Annotated in this window: 28 protein-coding genes; 25 read left to right on the top strand and 3 right to left on the bottom strand. The window is 43.4% G+C overall.

What is annotated here, in order from left to right; genetic code table 11:
• Positions 1-20: 20 nt before the first annotated feature.
• From MHB43_RS24960 to MHB43_RS24910, 11 genes are all read left to right on the top strand, one after another.
• Positions 21-725, top strand: a complete 705-nt coding sequence (locus tag MHB43_RS24960; RefSeq protein WP_221824669.1) for a DNA alkylation repair protein — start codon at positions 21-23, stop codon at positions 723-725.
• A gap of 42 nt (positions 726-767) precedes the next feature.
• Complete coding sequence (locus MHB43_RS24955; RefSeq protein ID WP_221824667.1) at positions 768-1,322, top strand: methylated-DNA--[protein]-cysteine S-methyltransferase; 555 nt, start codon at positions 768-770, stop codon at positions 1,320-1,322.
• Positions 1,323-1,540: 218 nt separating this feature from the next.
• Positions 1,541-2,767 (top strand): amidohydrolase, encoded by a 1,227-nt coding sequence (locus MHB43_RS24950; RefSeq protein WP_221824788.1) that lies wholly within the window; start codon positions 1,541-1,543, stop codon positions 2,765-2,767.
• 128 nt (positions 2,768-2,895) lie between these two features.
• A complete protein-coding gene (locus MHB43_RS24945; RefSeq protein ID WP_339305374.1) occupies positions 2,896-3,306 on the top strand; it encodes a GNAT family N-acetyltransferase in 411 nt (136 codons plus the stop codon).
• Positions 3,307-3,334: 28 nt separating this feature from the next.
• On the top strand, positions 3,335-3,763 hold the full coding sequence (locus MHB43_RS24940; protein ID WP_221824663.1) for a GNAT family N-acetyltransferase: 429 nt from the start codon (positions 3,335-3,337) through the stop codon (positions 3,761-3,763).
• 41 nt (positions 3,764-3,804) lie between these two features.
• A complete protein-coding gene (locus tag MHB43_RS24935; RefSeq protein WP_221824660.1) occupies positions 3,805-4,542 on the top strand; it encodes a DUF1361 domain-containing protein in 738 nt (245 codons plus the stop codon).
• A gap of 421 nt (positions 4,543-4,963) precedes the next feature.
• Positions 4,964-5,908, top strand: coding sequence for a GNAT family N-acetyltransferase (locus tag MHB43_RS24930; RefSeq protein ID WP_405130660.1), 945 nt, complete (start codon positions 4,964-4,966; stop codon positions 5,906-5,908).
• Positions 5,905-6,645: a metallophosphoesterase family protein gene (locus MHB43_RS24925; RefSeq protein ID WP_339178651.1), complete on the top strand. Its 741-nt coding sequence runs from the start codon at positions 5,905-5,907 to the stop codon at positions 6,643-6,645. The genes MHB43_RS24930 and MHB43_RS24925 overlap by 4 nt, the downstream gene beginning before the upstream one ends.
• A 34-nt stretch (positions 6,646-6,679) precedes the next feature.
• Positions 6,680-6,829, top strand: a complete 150-nt coding sequence (locus MHB43_RS24920; protein ID WP_165790026.1) for a hypothetical protein — start codon at positions 6,680-6,682, stop codon at positions 6,827-6,829.
• 17 nt (positions 6,830-6,846) lie between these two features.
• A complete protein-coding gene (locus MHB43_RS24915) occupies positions 6,847-7,305 on the top strand; it encodes an NUDIX pyrophosphatase (RefSeq protein ID WP_339178649.1) in 459 nt (152 codons plus the stop codon).
• A gap of 27 nt (positions 7,306-7,332) precedes the next feature.
• Entirely contained in the window at positions 7,333-7,860 is a 528-nt protein-coding gene (locus MHB43_RS24910) for a DinB family protein (protein WP_339178647.1), read from the top strand.
• Positions 7,861-7,926: 66 nt separating this feature from the next.
• On the opposite strand, the gene MHB43_RS24905 is transcribed toward MHB43_RS24910, so the two are convergent.
• A complete protein-coding gene (locus tag MHB43_RS24905) occupies positions 7,927-8,832 on the bottom strand; it encodes an ArsR/SmtB family transcription factor (protein ID WP_405130659.1) in 906 nt (301 codons plus the stop codon).
• A gap of 173 nt (positions 8,833-9,005) precedes the next feature.
• Here MHB43_RS24905 and MHB43_RS24900 point away from each other — a divergent pair, with 173 nt between their 5' ends.
• Complete coding sequence (locus tag MHB43_RS24900) at positions 9,006-10,496, top strand: glycoside hydrolase family 43 protein (protein ID WP_221824654.1); 1,491 nt, start codon at positions 9,006-9,008, stop codon at positions 10,494-10,496.
• A gap of 72 nt (positions 10,497-10,568) precedes the next feature.
• On the opposite strand, the gene MHB43_RS24895 is transcribed toward MHB43_RS24900, so the two are convergent.
• The gene (locus tag MHB43_RS24895) at positions 10,569-11,897 is read right to left on the bottom strand and encodes an IS3 family transposase (protein ID WP_338539556.1); all 1,329 of its coding nucleotides are present in this window, start codon (positions 11,895-11,897) and stop codon (positions 10,569-10,571) included.
• Between the two features lie 174 nt (positions 11,898-12,071).
• Here MHB43_RS24895 and MHB43_RS24890 point away from each other — a divergent pair, with 174 nt between their 5' ends.
• The 13 genes from MHB43_RS24890 to MHB43_RS24830 all read left to right on the top strand — a co-directional run bounded on the left by MHB43_RS24890 (position 12,072) and on the right by MHB43_RS24830 (position 20,004).
• Positions 12,072-12,644 carry a hypothetical protein gene (locus MHB43_RS24890; protein WP_405130658.1) on the top strand — a complete coding sequence of 191 codons (573 nt, stop codon included), beginning with the start codon at positions 12,072-12,074 and terminating at the stop codon, positions 12,642-12,644.
• 99 nt (positions 12,645-12,743) lie between these two features.
• Entirely contained in the window at positions 12,744-13,289 is a 546-nt protein-coding gene (locus MHB43_RS24885) for a GrpB family protein (protein ID WP_405130657.1), read from the top strand.
• 41 nt (positions 13,290-13,330) lie between these two features.
• Positions 13,331-13,753: a hypothetical protein gene (locus tag MHB43_RS24880; RefSeq protein WP_405130656.1), complete on the top strand. Its 423-nt coding sequence runs from the start codon at positions 13,331-13,333 to the stop codon at positions 13,751-13,753.
• A 30-nt stretch (positions 13,754-13,783) separates the two neighbouring features.
• Positions 13,784-14,305 carry a cysteine hydrolase family protein gene (locus MHB43_RS24875; RefSeq protein ID WP_405130655.1) on the top strand — a complete coding sequence of 174 codons (522 nt, stop codon included), beginning with the start codon at positions 13,784-13,786 and terminating at the stop codon, positions 14,303-14,305.
• Positions 14,306-14,352: 47 nt separating this feature from the next.
• Entirely contained in the window at positions 14,353-14,787 is a 435-nt protein-coding gene (locus MHB43_RS24870) for a hypothetical protein (protein WP_405130654.1), read from the top strand.
• A 186-nt stretch (positions 14,788-14,973) separates the two neighbouring features.
• On the top strand, positions 14,974-15,321 hold the full coding sequence (locus tag MHB43_RS24865; protein WP_405130653.1) for a hypothetical protein: 348 nt from the start codon (positions 14,974-14,976) through the stop codon (positions 15,319-15,321).
• Positions 15,322-15,329: 8 nt separating this feature from the next.
• A complete protein-coding gene (locus MHB43_RS24860) occupies positions 15,330-15,509 on the top strand; it encodes a hypothetical protein (protein ID WP_405130652.1) in 180 nt (59 codons plus the stop codon).
• Positions 15,510-15,539: 30 nt separating this feature from the next.
• The gene (locus tag MHB43_RS24855) at positions 15,540-16,019 is read left to right on the top strand and encodes a DinB family protein (protein WP_405130651.1); all 480 of its coding nucleotides are present in this window, start codon (positions 15,540-15,542) and stop codon (positions 16,017-16,019) included.
• 38 nt (positions 16,020-16,057) lie between these two features.
• The gene (locus MHB43_RS24850; protein ID WP_405130650.1) at positions 16,058-16,936 is read left to right on the top strand and encodes an aminoglycoside phosphotransferase family protein; all 879 of its coding nucleotides are present in this window, start codon (positions 16,058-16,060) and stop codon (positions 16,934-16,936) included.
• A gap of 127 nt (positions 16,937-17,063) precedes the next feature.
• On the top strand, positions 17,064-17,411 hold the full coding sequence (locus tag MHB43_RS24845; protein WP_339178621.1) for a hypothetical protein: 348 nt from the start codon (positions 17,064-17,066) through the stop codon (positions 17,409-17,411).
• A 239-nt stretch (positions 17,412-17,650) separates the two neighbouring features.
• The gene (locus MHB43_RS24840) at positions 17,651-18,652 is read left to right on the top strand and encodes an endo-1,4-beta-xylanase (protein ID WP_221824637.1); all 1,002 of its coding nucleotides are present in this window, start codon (positions 17,651-17,653) and stop codon (positions 18,650-18,652) included.
• 198 nt (positions 18,653-18,850) lie between these two features.
• Complete coding sequence (locus MHB43_RS24835; protein ID WP_179088539.1) at positions 18,851-19,021, top strand: hypothetical protein; 171 nt, start codon at positions 18,851-18,853, stop codon at positions 19,019-19,021.
• Between the two features lie 164 nt (positions 19,022-19,185).
• Positions 19,186-20,004, top strand: coding sequence for a purine-nucleoside phosphorylase (locus tag MHB43_RS24830; protein WP_339178615.1), 819 nt, complete (start codon positions 19,186-19,188; stop codon positions 20,002-20,004).
• Between the two features lie 120 nt (positions 20,005-20,124).
• On the opposite strand, the gene MHB43_RS24825 is transcribed toward MHB43_RS24830, so the two are convergent.
• Complete coding sequence (locus tag MHB43_RS24825; protein ID WP_339178613.1) at positions 20,125-21,201, bottom strand: LacI family DNA-binding transcriptional regulator; 1,077 nt, start codon at positions 21,199-21,201, stop codon at positions 20,125-20,127.
• Positions 21,202-21,487: the final 286 nt, after the last annotated feature.

Below are 21,487 nucleotides of genomic sequence, written 5' to 3'. Positions count from 1 at the left end.
GACGAGGAGGACATGCGCTAGTGGAAGTAGATATCAGAACACAATTGCTCAGCATGGTTGAGCCGGAGTATCAGAAATTCTCGGCTGCACTTATTCCCAACATCACAAATGTACTTGGTGTAAGGTTGCCAGCCTTACGAAAAATTGCCAAGCAGCTTGCCGCCGGGGACTGGCGCACGTATCTGGAAACGGCAGAGGATGAATATTTTGAAGAAGTGATGTTGCAAGCAATGGTCATTGGACATGTACAGGCTGATCTGGACGAACTGTTAAAGGCTATTGAAACATTTGTACCGAAGATTGACAACTGGTCGGTGTGTGACAGCTTCTGTGCGGGACTGAAATATACGAAGGTCCATTCGGAGCCCATGTGGGCGTTCTTGCAGCCGTATCTAAGATCAGATCAGGAATATGAAATCCGGTTTGGTGTGGTAATGCTGTTGAATTTTTATCTGAATGAGCGATATATCGATCAGGTTCTATCCGCATTGGATCAGATTAGACACGAGGCGTATTATGTGAAAATGGCAGTTGCTTGGGCCATCTCAATGGCTTATGTGAAACAACCTGAGGTGACTATGCGTTATCTAAAGGATAATACCTTGGACGATTTTACGTATAATAAGGCACTTCAGAAAATCACGGAATCTTATCGCGTTGATCCGGAGAGCAAGCAGATCATCCGCAGTATGAAACGTAAGGTGAAGAGGCAGGTTACCTCTTAGTCCTAACTTGAAGCATTCCACCGGGGAGAGGGCGATAAACGAATGAGAAATAAGTTGATGTACACCACGATGCAGTTGGACGGTCGTCCATGGGTGCTGCTCGCTACGGAACAGGGATTGTGCCGAGTGGTTATGCCCAACGAAACATTGGAAGATTGGAACGGCTGGATACAAAAAGTTGCACCTGGCGTGGAACTGGAAGAGAACGAGGATGCTCTGAAACAAACAGGTATGATGAACTGGTTGCAGTCCTATTTTGCAGGAGAGCCCATGACTTATACAGAAGCGATCCCACTGGACTTGATCGGAACGAACTTCCAGCAGGAGGTATGGAGAGAGTTAGGGCGTGTGCCTTACGGTGAAATTCGGACCTATGGTGACATTGCCGCTGCGATTGGAAGACCTTCGGCTGTGCGAGCGGTTGGTGCTGCAAATGGAGCCAATCCAATTCCGGTTCTGCTACCGTGCCACCGCATTATTGGGGCTAATCGCAAGCTGACCGGGTTCCGGGGAGGCCTGGAGATGAAGCGCAGACTGCTGGATATCGAACAGATTGAAGGCGTGACCGATGGAGGGCATGCGCGGTTTCATTTTTAATAGACTCGCGTAATCAAGAAGATTAAGGTGAGTGGACGGGGCAGGCACGTATTGTGCCTGTTTTTTGCATGTATATAATGTAGCGTAATACAAACGTTCCGCATATGGAACACCAACGTTTTACGTATTTTTGCCCGGTGAAACCGTATGGTACCATGGATCATAGATCAATCGGTATCCGGGGGACGTAATGCCGGGTAAGAAAAGAGGGAGACATGATGAAACAGGCTTATTGGTTAACAAACGTGACTGTGGAGCGGAGTTATATTCGGGAGGGGGAACAGGTGACGGGGACACGGACAAGCTCCGCTCATCTGCGGATTAAAGATGGAGTGATCGCGGAGATTGTGGAAGGAAACAAACCGTTGTCTAGCGATCTACCACAAGTAGATGGCAAGGGACTTCTGCTGTTACCTTCGTTCGAGGAGGCACATATTCATCTGGATAAAACCTACTACGATGGGCCGTGGAGAGCCGTTAAGCGTATCTCCAGTATTTTCGAACGTATCGAAGAAGAAAAGGTTCTGTTGCCCAAACTGCTACCAGATGCCCAGCGTCAAGCGGAGAGTATTCTGACCTTGATCCAGGGGTACGGCTCCACTCATGTACGTAGTCATTGCAATATTGAACCTGTCAGTGGCTTGAAAAGACTGGAAGCGACGCGGCAGGCTCTGGAATCATTCTCGGGCAAAATCTCTTCCGAGATCGTGGCTTTCCCGCAGCATGGACTTCTTCGCTCCCATTCAGTGGAGCTTATGGGCCAAGCGATGAAGGAAGGGGCAACACATGTGGGCGGACTTGATCCCCATACGGTGGACGAACAGATTGAGAAATCACTGAACGCCATGGTTGAACTGGCTGTTCAGCACCAGGCGGGCATCGATATTCATTTGCATGATGGCGGGCAGGCCGGCAAACAAACGCTGCTGGAACTCGCGAATCTGACCGAAGCCGCAGGGCTTCAGGGTAAAGTTACGGTAAGTCATGCGTTCTGGTTCGGCGGCGCAGACCAGCAGGAAGCAGAAGATATGGCGCAGCGAATGGCCTCGCTTGGGATGAGCATTGCTTCCACGGTGCCCATTGGCAGAACGATGATGCCTCTTCCAATGCTCCGCCGTATGGGTGTGAACGTGAAGCTGGCCACAGACAGCTTGACGGATCATTGGTCTCCTTTTGGCAATGGGGATATGCTTGAGAAAGCGGGACGATTCGCAGAACTGTACGGATATAGTGACGAACTGTCCTTGTCTCAATCTTTGGCATGGGTAACAGGAGGGATTACACCACTGGATTCACAAGGGGAGCAAGTCTGGCCGAAGGTAGGCGACACCGCGAGTTTTGTATTGGTGCATGCGAGTTGTTCGGCGCAAGCCGTTGCGCGGCGATCTGCGCGGCAAGCTGTATGGTACATGGGGCAATTAGTCAGCGGATCAACAACGGATTGAGGAAAATAGAACAGGTGTAGCCACGGGAAACCGTGGTTTTTTGGCATGGGAGAAAAAGAGGAAGGAACTGTTCGCATATACCACATTTTGGGTTATGATGGACGTAGTTAATGAAGGGGGCAATTCCAATGAAGATTGAATATGCAACGGAAGCCGACTATGACTATATCATTGAAAGAGATCGGCATATCCATCAGCCACTTGTGAAAACGAAGATTAGTGAGAAAGAAATATTCATCCTATGGGACGAGGACGAGGGATCAAGAGTTGGATGGATGAGGTACGGTTACTTTTGGGACAACCTTCCCTTCATGAATATGATCTGGATTGATGAACCCTATCGAAACGGCGGATATGGCAAAAAAGTGGTGCATCACTGGGAAAATTTAATGAAGCAACAAGGCTTTGATACGGTGATGACTTCAACGCAATCAGACGAACATGCCCAACATTTCTATCGAAAGCTGGGGTATGTTGATGCTGGGGCTCTGTTGCTCGATACACAACCTTTGGAGATTATATTGACCAAGAAAATTTAGTGGATAAACCTCAAGGAGGGGGAGTTTGATGATAAGAGAAGCGGAAGCTAGAGATGCAGCAGTTATCGAAAGGTTGTATAAAGAATTATTGCCAAACAACTTAAACACGAAGGTACTGGCAGAACGGATTGAAGAGGTTCGGAATAATCCAAACAGTTTTTTGTTTGTGTATCAAATAGGTGATCAGGTGATCGGCACTGCTCATTTACATATTTGTCTGGATGCTTTGGTGGAAAATAGACCATTCGGCGTAGTTGAGCGGGTTATCATTACGGAACATGTGCAGAGCAAGGGATATGGGTCTGAATTGATGAAACATATAGAGCATGTATGTGAGCAGAAAAATTGTGTGAAGGTGTTTCTTACGAGCGGATCATCCAGAAACGAAGCACATCACTTTTATACAAAATTGGGGTACAACGGAGAATCCAGCAAGGCATTTAAAAAGTATTTATAACTTATAACATTCATCAACGAAAAGGAAGTAGAAGCAAAGAAATGAAAGATAACAAACATCCGGTTCAAGATGTCCGACTCATCGTTACTTTGCTCGTGGCTACTTTATGTTGTCTAGGTGTTGTGATGTATTTACGTGCTCAAACAGATACGAATATGTATCGATTTTTAAGTTGGGATATGTTCCTGGCATGGGTACCATTCATCATCTCATCCTGCATTAGATACATGTTTAATAAGAAATTAACCACAACGAGCATGATATGTATGGGGCTGATGTATGGAGTATGGCTCTTTTTTCTGCCCAATGCGGCCTACCTTTTTACGGAGATTCTGCATTCATTCAGATATTTTGATGCTCAAGGGGAAGTTAGATTTTGGGTTAATATTGATTTTTGGTATGGACTCACCCTGACGTTTGCCGTAGCGATCATCGGATTGCTGCTCTCGACTTGTTCGATCATTCAGATCCACGAAATGTTAAACAAATTAATAAATAAGTACATTAGTATGATGGTTGTCGGTGTTATTTTGCTATTGAGCAGTATAGGGGTCTACATTGGTAGATTTAATCGGTGGAATTCGTGGGATGTATTATCCCGACCTGGGAAGATCTTTGTGGATCTTGTGAATGATTTTAATGCAGCGAACAGCATAATGGTTGAGTTTGTCGCCATTGTATTTACGGTTCAACTTTTTGGATACGTTATTATATCCTTGCTAACCGCAAGGTCTGGCAGTTCATCTTCATTGGAAAGGGCAAAGGATCTGAAATTATGAAGGCGATAACGCAGGAAATTACGGAAGAATTGTTGGCTGTGATGGATATGTACCAAAAAAATCGCGCGGCAATTGATCGACCAACTGATACTGGAAACCGATCAGCCTGATCGGGCGGAAATCCTCGCAGGTGCGTACCATCTGCTGACCAATGCGGATGTAATCCACGGAGAAGAAGAATTAACGGGAAATTGGTATTTTGATGTTCACGGCGAGCACTGTATGTTCAAGAATACAGAAACAGGGCAGACATTAGAGGTTTTCCTTGGTAGTCTTCGTATTTCGAGAATCCGTTTAAGGACATGTTGGATTTCTTCGAACGTATGGAAGCACAGCAGGTGTTAATTCATGTTCACGGGGTGGCGTATAGAAAAATGATTTGATTGTTTTTCATTTAATTAGAATTAAGGAGGAATGACGTATGGGGTTAACTGAGTGGTCTACAGATATTCTTCAATATGATCTGTCGGATGAATATTCGATTCGCAAAGCTGATTTTGCCGAATGGGGATTATATTGCACGGTTTATTATGATATGCGTTATGTCGGATTTTTCAGAGAAGAAGAGTTCAGTTCTTCCAAGATCAGTGCGTACTGGATTTACAAAGGTGAAAGCAAAATAGGTGGCGTGAGAATGGAGCCTAACCGGATGTATCATTTATTTTTTGTCCCGCCATTCCAGCAGTGCTTTGAGGTATTGAAGCTTCTGAAGCATAAATTATTACAGTGGTCGGATCGCAGCAAACGTATTCTGACCTTTGAGATTCTTCCAGACCAAGTCGATCTATATGCAAGAGCTGGATTCTGGCCAGTGGAGTTCAGATGTCGCTGGATGCAGCGGCCTACAGATCATTTTGAGATCGAGTGGGACAGCAGGGTAACCGTGAAGAGTCCAGAGATTATTGAAAGTGAAACCGGAAATAGAAAATATGCGAATGAAGATGAGATTGCTCAATGTGACCTGGAGAGTTTTGCAGGAAGTCTTGAAGCTACACGAAGAAAACATACCACGTACGCAGATTTTATTCCAAATGATGACCCTAATTATACGAATGAGATTCTAACTCAGGCATCTACACTTTTATACGATAAGGAAACGGGGCAGCTTATTGCCAACTGTCGTCTTTGTCTGCAGGATAATCAGGCTGCCGTATACAGCATAGGGGTTCGGCCGGCCTATAGAGGAAGAGGGCTTGCTACACTGATGTTACAGAGAGCATTAAATGAACTTAAGGGTAAGTATCCCGTTCTACGATTGTATGTGATGCAAGGAAATGATGCGGAGTCCGTGTATCTGAATCTGGGCTTTATTCCCGGCGTACAGGAGATTCAGACGATGTATATTCCTGAGGAGGAATCACAATGAAGGTTGCCATTTTAACCGATATTCATGGGAATGTTCCTGCGCTTCAAGCGGTATTGGCTGATATTGATTCCAGAGAAGACATTGAGCATACGTTTTGTTTGGGGGATATGATCGGTATTGGCCCTTACTCCAATGAAGTGATCGAGATGTTGTACAGCCGCGAAAATATGATAGCGATTTCGGGAAATCACGAAGAGGCCGTATTGAGTTTGCTTCAAAATAAGGGTCCATTAGAAGGGCACAAAGGCATGACCGAGCATCACGAATGGATTGGTCGGCATTTGAGTGCAGAATCGATCAAGAAAATTCAAGCTCTACCGAAATTCGTTGAAAAAGAGGTAGAAGGACATCGGTTCCTTTTAACTCACTATCATATGAACAACGACAAGTTGGATGTCATCGATAAAGAACCATCCGGAACCAAATTGGATGCAAGATATCAGGGGACGGCCCTTGATTTGGTTTGTTTTGGTCATTATCATATTCTTCATTATTATAAGACAGATCAAAGAGTATATCTGAATCCGGGAGCTTTAGGCTGTAACGACCTTGCCATTGCCAGATATGGGATCGTGGATCTCCAAGAGGGCAAAGTGGATGTGAAATTCATTGGCGTTCCATATGACAACAGGGAGTATCTGAAATCGTATGAACGGTTGAACGTTCCAGATCGGGCTTTTATTTTGAAGGCATTCCATGGCAATCAGTTGGAGAGAGAGGATAGTAAACGTTCGTAGCAATGTGCTGCTACTTTGGAAAGGAGAGATATACATGGGAATGATCATTATGTTGGTGGTGTATCTGTTCCTCGGTATTTATGTTGTGAAAGTTGGAATAGATAACTCAAAAAATAGCCAGCACACCAAAGAAATATTATCAGAGTTAAGGGAGATTAAGGACCTGTTAAAAGAACGAGGGTAAAGAGGAGGGATGTACTTGTGTCTCGAGCACCATTTCAAATATTAGTTTTTCCTTATACCAGGTTGAAAGATTCAAATGACTATGCATACGCTATCTTTCGAAGATCAAGAGAAGGTTACTGGCAGGGCATAGCTGGGGGAGGGGAAGATGAAGAAAAACCATTAGAAGCAGCTATGAGAGAAGCATTTGAAGAGGCGGGTATCCCTTTAAATAGTAAATACAGGAGTCTTAATTCAAGATCGACTCACTCCGTGGTAGATGTGGTTGGTTATTTTATGTGGGGACCTGATACATTTGTTATTCCTGAGTATTGCTTTGGAGTAGAACTGGATGAAATGGATCTGTCTTTATCCAATGAGCACTCAGAATATAAATGGGTGGCTTATGAAGAAGCTCGTGAAATACTTAAATGGGATAGTAATAGAGTAGCAATCTGGGAATTAAATCAAAGACTGAACAGAGAGTCAGCGAAATAGACATGTATTCAAGCGAGGAGGGATGCTATGATTTACGATTTACAAGGTGAAGCAAATATGGAACCTATTGTTGGAATGTTATTTTCGGCAGTAAGAGAGAATAGTGAGCGACTTAAATCGATTACTGAGGGGATGTCGCAAGAAGAGGTAGATTACAAAGGTGAACAGAACCAGTTTAATAGTACAGCTCAATTAATACGACATATTACGTTTGTTGATATGAATTGGGTTTATAGAATAAAGGGAGTTGCCCTTCCGCAGCCATTAATAGAGGAATATGGTCCCATGATTGATGAAAATAATAGACTTCCGCTGGTTCAAGGTGTGTCACGTGACATACTTATCTCTCAATATGAGGGTATATTAACCCTTCTGAAAAAAACCTGCACACAAGTAGCAGATGCTGACCTAAATCGAGTAGTTACTTTTGGACATCAGAACGAAAAGCAAGCTACGGTACGTTGGGGATTATGGCATATGGCTGACCATAACCGTTATCATCAAGCTCATATGAATCAGCTAAGAAAGTGGTTCCAGACACAAAATGATTGCTAACACATAGACAGGTTATTTTTCTAATGCCAGATCTGATGATATCACCACCTCCCCTCAGTGGTTACTTCAGATCTGAAGTACACGAATAACAATATCCTGATCATGGTTACCAAAACCGGCACCATAGATCGTTAATCCTCCTACGTTGGGGCTTTCCTCGTCAACTGTGAAGCGAAGCGTCCAGAACGGTTCGCTAAGCTTAATATCCGCGAGAGTAACGTCTGACATCCGCTCACCATCCATATACGTACCGGAGGCATCAATGCGGATGGTCTTGAATAATCCATACTGATTCACATTGCGATGCCACCATTCCGGCGTATATTTGCCGCGTGCTGCTCTGCCAAAGTCGGCAGGGCTTGTCCACGTTCCAAGTGAAATGCCATTGAAGGTGAAACGAATATCCGAAGGCCAATGATCTCGCAATCCCGGAGCTTCAGACGCCAGTTCCATCGAAATTTCAATAGCATCAGTTGTCTGATCCGGTAGTACAAAGTTAGGTGTTTTATATTCAACATAGCCCTTCCCAAACCACAAGATAGCGGCGTGAACACGTTCAGGATCAAGGAAGTAACGTGGATCGTCCCATACGCCGATTTCTTTCTCAAGTGTTCCTAGCCCACAGGTAGGGTGAATATCAAAAGCAGTGTAGTGTCCCACGGCTATCGTCTGTTCTCTGGTTCGTGAAGTTTGGCTTGGGGATGGCAGCTCGATCTCAATCTGATTTTGCTTGAGGTAACATAATTTGTGCGTCCCTCCGTTTATCCGAACTCGTCTGCTCCCAATTAGACCCGCATCCTCCAGTTTGCGAATATGCATCGTGACAATGGAGGGGCTAAGCTCTAGGGCTGCCGCAATATCCTTCACATTCATTTCGCGATCTGCAATCATATCCATGATTCTCCATCTGACTTCGCTTGCCAGCGCCTCATATAAAGGAAGGAACTGGGGCTCCCCATTTGCTTTGATCATCTGTACAACTCCCTACCCTCTAAAATCACATATATATTAATTTAATAAAATTAACACCAAGCTGCAATTCAGATTCATTGCAAGTTTATGCCCGATGGTGTTTAATTTTTGTAGTTGTTACAAAGTTAAATTCTTATATATGTGAATTTTATAATAAGAGATGGAGTGGAGTAATGAAATACAATAACCCTGTTGTAAAAGGTTTTTATCCAGACCCTAGTGTGATTAAGGTGTACGATACCTACTATATGGTGTGTAGTTCTTTTCAATATTTTCCGTGCGTACCGCTCTTTGAAAGCAAGGATCTGCTGAATTGGAAGCAGATTGGTCACTGCCTGACTCGTAAAAGCCAGATTCAGCTAGAGACGGTGAACAGCTCTGGGGGTGTATTTGCCCCAACCATCAGGCACAATGACGGGCGTTTTTATATGGTCACAACCAATGATACAACGCATCAGAATTTCTATGTCTGGACGGATAATATCTACGGAGAATGGTCTGAGCCTATCTATGTGGATCAAGGCGGGATTGATCCCGATTTGTATTTTGAAGATGGAATAACCTTGTTTATGAGTAACGGGGTGGATGATGAAGGCGTTGGCGGAATTGTTCAGTGTGAGCTTGAGATTGAAACTGGCCGCAAACTGACCCCGAGTCGTTCGATATGGAACGGAACAGGTGGACGATATCTGGAAAGTCCGCATCTCTATAAAATGAACGGTTATTATTACCTGCTTGCAGCTGAAGGCGGCACGGAGTATGGTCACATGGTAACGTATGCCCGGGGAACTTCATCCTCAGGACCGTTCGAGGCCTACGCGCACAATCCAGTTCTAACCAACCGTAATCTGGGCGGGTATGAGCTCCAGGGTGTGGGTCATGGTGACCTGGTTGAGGATGATCGGGGAAACTGGTGGCTCTTTCACCTGGGATTCCGACAGATCGGCAGATGGGCTACGTACCATCATCTGGGCCGAGAAGTATTTCTGACTCCAATTACGTTTGGTGAAGACGGATGGTTTACAGCCGGGCATGAAGGAACAACGCTGACGAGTTTTGAGACCAATCGTATCCTAGATACGGTGATCCAGCAGGATAAGAAGCATTATACGTTTGAAAATACAGACTGGAACCTCGACTGGTGTTACCTTCGTCATCCAAATACAGAGCATTATCAGCTTGAATCAGACAAGCTTACGCTAACAGGAACCGATGTAACGCTGAACGCTCCGGCATCCCCAACGTTCATCGGGCTACGTCAAAAAGACTTTAATGCAACAATTTCAGTTGATATTAGTCTGACGATTGGAGAAGCCGGCATCACGATCTACATGGATGAGAATCATCATTATGAAGTGGCTATTCGTCAGGAGCAGGACGGTTATAAGGTGGTCGAGCGTCTAAATATCGGTGATATCAAATCGATAGAACATGAAGTGGATCTGGGAAATAAACAGCATGCAACGCTGGTGATCCGCTCAAGTCAGGAACGCTACAGTTTCCTGATTCAAACAGATGGTGAAGAGATTCTGCTGGGCACGGCACAGACGAGATACCTTTCTTCGGAGGTGGCAGGAGGTTTTACAGGTGTACTTATTGGGTTATACGCGAGCGGGCAAGATGCTTCAGCTGAGTTTACAAATTTCAAGTGTGATTATCACTGAGAAGTTAAGGGAAGGGCCTAAGTAATCTGGCCCCCGTGTCAAGGACACTAAAAAAAGAGTGGCATTAAAGATTTACGAGGCGAATAATAGATGATTCCTGTATTGAACAGGGGTCATCTTTTTTAATCCCCATTGATATCTGTGGTTGTTGTAATAGCGAATGTAACGATCGATTTCTTGCTTTAACTCTTGAAGGGAACGGCAACTACGATGATCGACATGGTCCTTCATGTGGCCGAAGAACGATTCTTGGGGAGCATTGTCCCAACAGTTCCCGCGTCTGGACATCGACTGGCCTAACCCATTCTTCTTTAACAACTCCTGATAGATGGGACTGGTATAATGGCTGCCCTGATCTGAGTGGATGAAAGCATCCTTTTGGAGCTTTAGACGTTTCTGTTTCTTGAGAGCGTCAACAGTATCCGTGGCAATGTCTAATGTCAGCCGATGGGATATATTGTGAGAGAGGACCTCACTTGTTGAGGCATCCAGTATGGTCGACAAATAGGCCATCCCGGATCGGCCGTATGGAAGGTACGTGATATCCGTAAGCAAGGCCAGACCCGGTATGCCCTTCTTGAAGTCCCTCTGCAGAGTATTGGGTAAGGTTCGGTGTTCCAGCGTAGCTTTGGCCATGCGTTTATAAGGGTTGATTTTTCTGTGCGGACATACGATGTTAAATTTCTTCATCAATCTACGGATTTTCTTTAGGTTATAGATGACACCAAACTCGTGCTCAAGAATCATCTTGATGGAGCGTGAGCCCTTCTTGTAACCCCTTCGTTCGAAAGCCTTCTTAATCAGCTTCCCTGCCTCAGCATCCGAACGGACCCGCTCTAAACGTAAATCTGCAGCTTGTAAGTAGCTGTAATACCCCGAACGAGATACGTTAAGCAATGAGCAGAGGTATCCCGTCATACGTTCCAAGCCTTGATCCACGGCTTCCTTTATGAGCTCGAACAACTTAATCTTGCTTAGGTTCATTCCCTTTGCTACCAGCAACCTTTCTTTCGTATCTAGCTTTTTTAGCAGTTCTACTTGAGATTCGAGTAGATGAATCCGTGCTTCTTGTTTTGCAATGATTTCTTCCTGCGATAACTCTCTATGTAAAGGGCGACCCGAGGCTTCTTTTCGGGAGTCAGACAACCCAATAATCCCTCCAAGGTCATAGGCTTTTTTCCAACGTCCGGCAGATTGTTCTACTCGTTTCATTCCAATTACGGTAACATCAAACCCATGAGTTTCAAAGATCTCTCTAGGTGTCTTTCCCATCATATATTCGTCAATGAATAACTGCTTAAATTCATCTGCATAGGTTATCGCTTTGTCGCTAACATTCCTTACATATCTGTTCTTTGATATCTGTTCACGTTCTTCTTCTGTGAATCGCTTCTTGCTCACGATGTAATCCCCTCCATTGCTTCTTCAGTATACAAAAAGGTACCCACAGTCCGCACACCTTTTTTCAAAGTGTCCAGTCTATGGGTACCAGTGTAAAGGGTCCTTCTCTTTTTTTTAATTTGTGTCAAAATATAGATATATTAATACATGCCAATAGAAGAGAGGTATGCAAACGTGGAAGTACATTATAAAATGCCAAAATCCTTAGTAGACATCGTTCGAATAGATAAGGAATTACGTAAACAACAGGATGCGACCCTTCATGACTATGTGGGGTTTTATATTAGTTTTAACAATGATGATGATAGATACTATTGTACGCCAGATGATGCCATCATATATGGAAGAACGGGGGCAGATGGTGACCATTTTGCTTTTTTTACATTTAACAGATCCATTAGTGATTTGGAAGAAGCTCCGGTTATCTTTATCCAACCTACGGCGTTTGGTAATCAAGTAACTTTAGTGGCCAGAAACTTTAAGGATTTTGTAGCATTATTTATTAATCTTAAGGAAGTATATGTTTTGGAGAGATTTCGATTTTATAAGAACAAATTAGATTTTATGAATGACTATAACGATAACTATATGGAAGATATAAGGATGAGAGAGAGTGATTATAATTTAATTATTGAACTGTTAAAAGAGAATATTAAAGGGATAACAGAAATTGATGATGTGTACGAATACATGATCGAATCCCAAAAACAAATAGAACTAGGGATAAACAATGATGATTTTGCATGATATCTATATGGCATCACTAAATAATCTACATGTAACAAAAGGGTAAAAGAACGTGTTGTTTAATTATATAGCTTGATTGGATATCTAAGGAGGAGTTGTATGGAGGATCAATGGAGAATCGTAAAGTATGATCCGAAATGGCGTGATTTGTTTCTCGAAACGGGTTCGAAATTAAGAGAAGCGTTAGGAGAAAAGGCTCTACGAATTGATCATGTTGGCTCCACTTCAATTGTGGGAATAGACGCCAAACCCATCATAGATATACAAATATCTGTTCCCCATCCTGATAATTTATTGGACTACAAACATGAGATCGAAACAGTCGGATTTGTATTCAGAGCAGAAAATCCAGATAAGACTAAACGTTACTTTCGGGAAGTGCCCGGAAGCAGAAGGATACATATACACGTTAGACAGGCAGGCAGTTTCTCCGAGCAGATGACCTTGCTGTTCAGAGAATACTTAAGGGAGCATCCAGAAGATTGTTTGAACTATGCGGAAGAAAAGCACAGACTCATGTCATTGTATAAAGATCAACGTCCCAAATATGTTGAAGGAAAAGGACCAATAGTGTGGAGCATATTACAGAGAGCGCATAGTTGGTCTCAAGATATCGGATGGCAACCGGCAAAATCTGACGCATGAGCACATCCAATGAATAGAGATAACTGTATTGGAGTGATGAGATGAACATGGGAAGAAAGCTGATAACAACCGTTCTAACCATCATTTGTTTTACTTTGGCTGCAAGTCTCATATCGATGAATGAATCCTACAGTTTTGATTTTTATATTCTTATTTATCTGGTATACGCGACTCCCTTGATCGTATTGATCGGGCTACCTTTATCAATACTGCTGGACTATCTGCTCAGCCGAATACAATTCGACAATCATGTATTGTATCTAAGTACTAGGATATTGAGTTATGCATGTGCTGGAGTTTTGGGCATGTACATCTATTATCTGGTCATGGGCGCAGGAGAAGCAATCTTGGATTTCAAAGAGACGTTAGTTCTGACCTTATTTGGCGTTCTTGCCGCTATCCTATTTGTACTGATTGATATGGGATTGGAAGTTTTGTTAAAGGTAGGAAGAAAAAAGAGTTGAATTAAATTGATTTGTCAGGAGGAAAGAAAGATGACAACGCATTGTACACTTCTAATTATTGACGTACAGGTAGCGATGTTTGATGAAGCAGATCCCGTATATCAGGGGGAACGATTGCTTCAGAAGATCCAGGTGTTAATTGCCAGGGCCCGTGAAGCAGGGCATTCCATCATATATATCCAGCACTGCGAAGGGGCAGGCAGTCCACTGGAACGAGGAACTCCGGGATGGGTCATTCATCCGTCCATTACACCTAGTGCTGGTGACCTTGTGATCGAAAAAGAGACACCGGATTCATTTCACGAAACCAATCTGCATCTGAAATTGCAAGAAAACGGCTTGACGGAGTTGATACTCGCGGGAATGCAGACCGAGGTATGTGTAGACACGACTTGCCGCAGAGCCTACAGTCTGGGATACACGGTCAATCTGGTTCAAGATGCGCACAGCACATGGAATTCAAAGACGCTTCAAGCGGAGCAGATTATTGAACATCACAATACGGTACTGAGACTGTTTGCCAACGTGGTGGATACGAAGAATGCGCTGTAATGCTAGGAAAACGTAGGCGATTCTGGTTTTTCATAGGTGCGGCAATCATGTTTTTGTATTTTCTAATCACGAGTAACCCTGATCCAAATAAGCCGATTTCGAGAAATCAAGTGATAAGCACAGAGATGAGCATAGTCGTGTACACCAGGACAGGCGACGGTGGAGGACACGTTAGTATTGATAATGTTACGTTAAGTAAAGAAGACATTAGCCGTATAGTCGGCTGGCTGAATGCAGCCCCGGAATCGGCCAAAATACCAGTAGATGATGTCACAGGAAGCATTAGTGCAGGAATTGCTTTGAGATTAAAGCATAATGCTGAAATTACAATTCAATACAATCGGAAACAGATTATTGTATACACAAAAAGCAGATTTAATAGAGATTCGAAATATATACTTGATCAAAAGGACTTAAGAGACTTTATGGATCAAAAGCTGAAGGGAACGTACTTTGGAAAAGATCCCGTCAGGGAGGAGTAGGGGGAAGAGGTATTGACGATTAACAAAAGAATAATGAATCTATCAGCCTCCCGGAGTTTACCATTATAAAATGAATCAAAAAAATCTGGGGATAACAGCGATCGGAAGGTTGTTCTGTCATCGGAGTGGTAAGTGTAAATATTCAATAGTTTAATTTATTTAGAATATCAAGATGGAGTGATTACGATGAAACAACTTCCAGTAGAATGGAAGTCAGACCGACTTATTGTCTCGAATGTGGAAGAATCTGATATTCCTGAACTTGAGTCCATATATGAGACCAGTCGGTACTTGCATCAATGGGATGGACAAGAGCATGATCGGAACTATGTGAAAGAATGTTTTGAAGAAGGCCACCTTCCGCCAGGAGGCAGGCTGGAGAATTATCGAATTCAATCCATTCGCACGAATGAGGATGACCGCTATATTGGTTTGTTAAGTGTGTACCATGGGTATCCCTCCGAGGATTCGATCTATCTCGAATTTTATATATCCATAGCGAGATCCAGAAGCAGGGATATGGACAAGAATTAATTCAGGCGTTGACGCGTCAATTTTCCGAACTTGGTTACAAGGAAATTCGAATCAACGTAGCGCTGAAAAATTGGCCTGCATTACGCTTCTGGATCAAATCCGGATTCAATCAGGTCAGCGGAATTTATGGTGATCTTGAACATTCTGATGAAACCTTTGCCAATACAGAATTGATCAAAGCTCTCTGAAAAACATAGCCGATAAAGGGGAATATACCAATGGAAACATTCTTTCGTTATAACTGGATGGTACGTGAGCAATGGTATGCGTGGTGTGAAGATGTATCGCTTGAAGAATTGATTCGGCCTCGCACAGGCGGAGTAGGCAACATATTAGAAACATTATTTCATATCATTGATGTAGAGTGGAGCTGGCTTCAGTTGCTTCAGGGCAAACCGGATGATGCAGAAGATTTTGCAAACTACCAGAATCTTGAGGCAGTAAGGCAACTCGATCGCAAGTTACGTCCTGATGTGGAGGCATTTGTTACAGCCTGGGATTCGAGTATGGAAAAAAGCGCTTATATCGATCATCGCTCAGCTGGCAAGGCCAGTACAGATTCATGGGGAGAAGTTATGCGACATGTGATTGCCCATGAGATTCACCATATGGGACAGTTATCCGTATGGGCGAGAGAATTGGGCAAGCAGCCGGTATCCGCTAATGTCATTGGCAAAGGCCTGATTATATCTGACTAACCAGGAGAGGCGTTCATAACACGGAAGAAGGGGAAACGATGACAATTCAACTTAGCCAGATGAATTGGATAGAACTGGATGAACATATCCAGCAGGTGATTGAACAGGAGTATCAGATCATTTCCTTGCCACCTGGACTGGAAGCCAGTGTGATGAGAATTGAAACGGAAGATCAGCGGTACGTATTGAAAGTCTGGGACAAGGATTCCAAACCGGATATCGCCAGACAATATCGATTATTGTCCAAGCTTTATCAAAGTGGAATTCGTGTTTCCAAACCCTACGGTTGGGGATTAGACGAGCAAGATAATCAAGTGCTGTTAACGAGCTATGATGGAAAGCCCGTTACCCAATTAACACAAACCAAACTGACACATTTGGCTGAGCGATTAATGGAGGTCCATCGTTATCCGGTGAATGAAGTGGGTACTGGTGAAGATGAAGAATACATATTCAGGTACGATTTTGTTCAATACTTTTTTCCTCAAATTGAATTACATGACGATATAAATGATCTTCTGGCAAACTTGATTCAGCAGGTCCAGATCAGACAGGACCGCTTGATTCATGGCGATTATAATCTGGGAAACATTCTTGAGATGGACGACCATTACACCATCATTGATTGGACTAATGGGCAGTATGGTGATCCAAGGTACGATATGGCATGGTCTGTATTTCTGATCACCGTCTATAATGGGGAAAGTTACGGCGAGATGTATCACGCTCAATTTGCACGTTCTGCCAGTTATACGTACACGCTGGAAGAGGAACAGATTTTTGGAGCAATAGCTTGCCTGCGCTGGATTCTGTTGAGGCGTGTTGGGGATGTACCCATGGGGCCAGATGTAATGGAAAGGGTTCACAGTATGGCTGTCCATAATCCATATTTAAATGAACACCTGCTGCAATCGTAATACGGGGATACACAATGAGATAGTATACGATTAAGTAATAGAAAGACCACTTTTTTTAATTAAAATAAACAGCCAGTCCTAAACTAGCGATCCTCGCATACCTATGATAGTAGGGAGCGTGATCGATATGGAGCAGAAAGTACAAACTTACTTTGACCTGAAGCAGCAGCAAAAAGATATTGAGCAGCAGCTGTCTGTACTACGAGATGAGATTGTCGCGTATTGTGTAGAACAAGGGGTGTATGAGACGCAGGTTGGTGGTTACACCGTGAAAACAGTGCTTCAGAACCGGAAGGAATACGATGATCAGAAGCTGTATGCTTCTCTTCCAGACCCGGACATCTGGCGATTGTTATCCAAGGTAGACAGCCATAAGCTGAAAAGCCTCATCAAGCTGAACATTCTGTCCGAGGAGCAAATTAACCCGGCATGCACAGTGAAACAGGTGACCTTGTTACAGGTGGACAAGCTGTAACGCTTCATACCCTCTTTGGTACATGAGTTGAATTTAACTGAACATCCGATCACAAAACACCTTCCGAGAAATGTTCTGTTGCGATGAGCAGTGGAACATACGTGGAGGTGTTTTTGTTGTGCGAACAGGGCCGAGGATCATAAATAGTTAAATATGAGGGGGAAGAAGTATAATTTGTTCATTGTAAGCGTATTCAACAAACGATATGATGGATAAAAAATGGCAGGGAGGAATTGTAAATGCCAACCGAAATTCCATCACTACATGCTGCTTATGCCAATACGTTCAAAATAGGTGCTGCTGTACATACCAGAATGTTGCAGTCCGAAGGGGATTTCATCGCCAAACATTTCAATAGCATCACGGCTGAAAATCAGATGAAATTTGAAGAAATTCACCCGGAAGAGGATCGTTATAATTTTGAGGCGGCGGATAAAATTGTTGATTTTGCTGTTGCCCAAGGGATTGCGGTTCGCGGACATACCTTGGTCTGGCATAATCAAACATCGAAATGGGTCTTTGAGGATAACTCAGGTGCTTCTGCTTCCAGAGAGCTATTATTATCTCGCTTGAAGCAACATATTGATACGGTAGTAGGTCGGTATAAGGGGCAAATATATGCGTGGGATGTCGTCAATGAAGCTGTTGAAGATAAGACCGACCTGTTCATGCGGGATACGAAGTGGTTAGAGCTGGTGGGGGAAGATTATCTGCTGCAAGCGTTCAGTATGGCTCATGAAGCTGATCCAAATGCGCTTCTTTTCTATAATGACTACAATGAGACAGATCCGGTCAAACGGGAGAAGATCTACAATCTGGTTCGGTCTTTGCTTGACAAGGGAGCGCCTGTACACGGGATTGGGTTGCAGGGGCATTGGAATATTCATGGTCCTTCGATTGAGGAGATCCGAATGGCTATTGAGCGTTATGCTTCACTGGATGTACAGTTGCATGTTACGGAGCTGGATATGTCGGTGTTTCGTTATGAGGATCGTCGAACGGACCTCACCGCGCCAACTTCGGAGATGGCTGAGCTACAGGAGCGTCGATATGAAGAAATCTTTAATTTGTTCCGTGAGTATAAATCATCCATTACCTCTGTGACATTCTGGGGAGTAGCGGACAATTATACCTGGTTAGACCATTTCCCGGTACGCGGACGCAAAAACTGGCCCTTTGTTTTTGATCAGCAGTTGCAGCCTAAGGAATCATTTTGGCGTATCATTAACCCTATGTCCTGAACATCAGGGAAGTGGAGAGAATCGGTCACGATGTGGCCGGTTTTTTGCTGTACTCCATATAGATTGTACAGTACGGCTATCTCGTGCATGATTGAGGCGTTTGTTTTTGTGGATGATAAAAATATGGTTTTAAATGGAAGTGTGTGATAGGGTTGAAGAAATGGTGAACCAAATTCTTTCCTGAAATGAGATGAGAAGATGGATTACATCCGAAACTATTTAATTACTTTTGCCGGAAATTTTACATTTAGTTATTATATTTTTGAAGAAGGTACTTTTGCCAAACCGCTGATGTTTGCTACATTGATGCTGTTGCTGATCATGACAATTGATTACATGAAAAGTAGAAACAAATATACATTGGATTAGGACATGTCCATGTTTTTAAACGATTCTGGAACACAGGGTCGTTTTTTTATTGGATATAGAACAGCTTCCATTTACATCAAGACCATTGTTCATTACACTTGATGAGTAACACCTCATTAACTCAGTTTTCGTTACTCAATTCAGATCATCAGGAGGATATCATTATGCATCAATCCGCACATATTCAGGAAGCAAGAGATTACATATTAAACCGAATCCATACCAAACCTGCCGTAGGCATGATCCTGGGTTCCGGACTGGGAGCGCTCGCGGACGAGATTGAAAATGCGACCGTTATTCCGTATACAGATATTCCGTATTTCGCCCAATCGGAGGCTATTGGTCATGCCAATGAATTGGTTATTGGTGAACTGATGGGCAAAACGGTTGTAGCGATGAAAGGCCGCCTTCATTATTATGAAGGTTTTACACTAGACGAAGTGACTTTCCCCGTTCGGATCATGAAGGCGCTGGGTGTCGAGCAATTGCTTATCACCAATGCCTGCGGAGCCATCAACACAAGCTTTGAGCCGGGTCAACTGATGCTCATTACAGATCATATTAACCTGGTAGGCAATAACCCGTTGATGGGACCGAATAACGCCGAACTGGGTGTTCGTTTCCCAGACGTATCACAGGTATACAATCGCGAACTGCGCAGCATTGCCCTTAAGGTTGCAGAAGAGCAGAATGTTGGCCTGCAACAAGGTGTCTATGCATGGTGGAGTGGCCCGGCATATGAGACACCAGCGGAGATTCGCATGATTCGTACGATGGGTGCGGATGCAGTGGGGATGTCGACGGTACCTGAAGCCATTGTTGCCATTCATGGCGGTATGAAGGTACTAGGCATTTCCTGTCTGACCAATATGGCCTGTGGTATTCTGAATCAGCCGTTAAGTCATGATGAAGTTATTGAAGTGGCTGCGCAAGTGAAAACAACCTTTATCGGACTTGTAAAAGGCATCTTGAAAGAGATCTAATCGCGAGATGATTTTTTTTCTAGGCCGCGATGGATAGGATGGAATTCTCATCCAACCCAATCAAAACCACCAAAAAACGTATGCTTCACGAGCTGTTACTCGTGAGACATACGTTTTTTTTTATTTTGCAGAACTATGAACCATCTGAGAATGATCGGCCATGATTGCTGGTGTGGACTCCCTGATGATGGGTTTGGTCACAATGTGGGAGACCTGATACGGCTGTGTCGGGCTATTAATCCGGGATAACAGCATCTCCGCAGCCTTAATGCCCATCTCATTGCTATAAATATGAACCGTCGTTAATGCTGGCTCAATAATTCGAGATTGGGGTGCATTATCGAATCCGCATATCACAATATCCTGTGGCACAGCGACATTTCTATCTTTTAACGCCCTGATCAGATCAACTGCTATAAAGTCATTAGCGCATACGTAAGCAGAAGGTAGGGATGCCAGCTCGGCCACTCGGTGGTTCAACCATCCTGGCTTGGAGAAACACAGGCGATCATTGTCCAGGATGCAATGGGACGGGTCGACCTGCAACCCCGCCTCCAGCATAGCACGGTGATATCCAACCCATCGTTCATTAAAGCTCTTGCAGTGATTGTAATCTCCAACGAATCCAATACTTGTGTAGCCGCTCTCAATTAATTTTGTGGTTAACTGGTAGATGCTATGTTCATTCTCCATGAGTAGCAAATCTGCTTGGAATTCGGGATAACATATGTTGGAAGCGCAATCGATAAAGATGGTGGGGATGCCCAGATCGGTAATCAGCTGTGTATATTCCAGATCAAATAATTCAATGCAAATAATGCCGTCTACTTTGGCTATATCAAAATTGTTGGGAAGTGTAAGTGTATCTTGATCGTCTTCACGCACGATATGAATCGAGAGATTGTATCCCTCCGCACTGATTCTTTTCTCCAGACCGCTGATTAACAACGAACCAAAGTGAGATGTATTAGGCAGGTTTTCAGTTAACAGGGCGATATTTCCCGGAGCCTTGCTTAGAACATGCTCATTGTCCATATAGGCAAACTGTTTATATTTAAGTTCAATTGCTTTTTTAATTACACGATTTCGGGTCTCATCCGGGATGTTTCCGCTATCATTTAATGCTTTGGAAGCTGTATTCCTGGAGATCCCCAAAGCATCAGCGATGTCTTGTATCGTGACTTTTTCCTTTGCCATCTAATGCTTCACCTCTAATCATCAATAGTCATCCATATTCTTCTCTAAGTCAAATGTATAATAGAACGGGACAAATAGCAATCTCTGTTTTACAAATGCACAATTACATTTACATTTAGATAGGTGAATTCTATTTTCATAATTGTTCCAGAAGTTTCGTTAACTAGTGTAACAATGATGATCTATTACAGTAATGATATAGAAATATCTAGGCTGGTATTAACGATCCAGTGCTGTATACATGCAAATTCAATCCTCTTTAGTTACATTAATGCAAAGATGAAAT

It is taken from the genome of Paenibacillus sp. FSL H8-0317, assembly GCF_045040685.1.
Taxonomy (GTDB): domain Bacteria; phylum Bacillota; class Bacilli; order Paenibacillales; family Paenibacillaceae; genus Paenibacillus.
The sequence above is the reverse complement of the archived record's forward strand: the minus strand, read 5'-3'. Positions and strand labels throughout refer to the sequence as shown.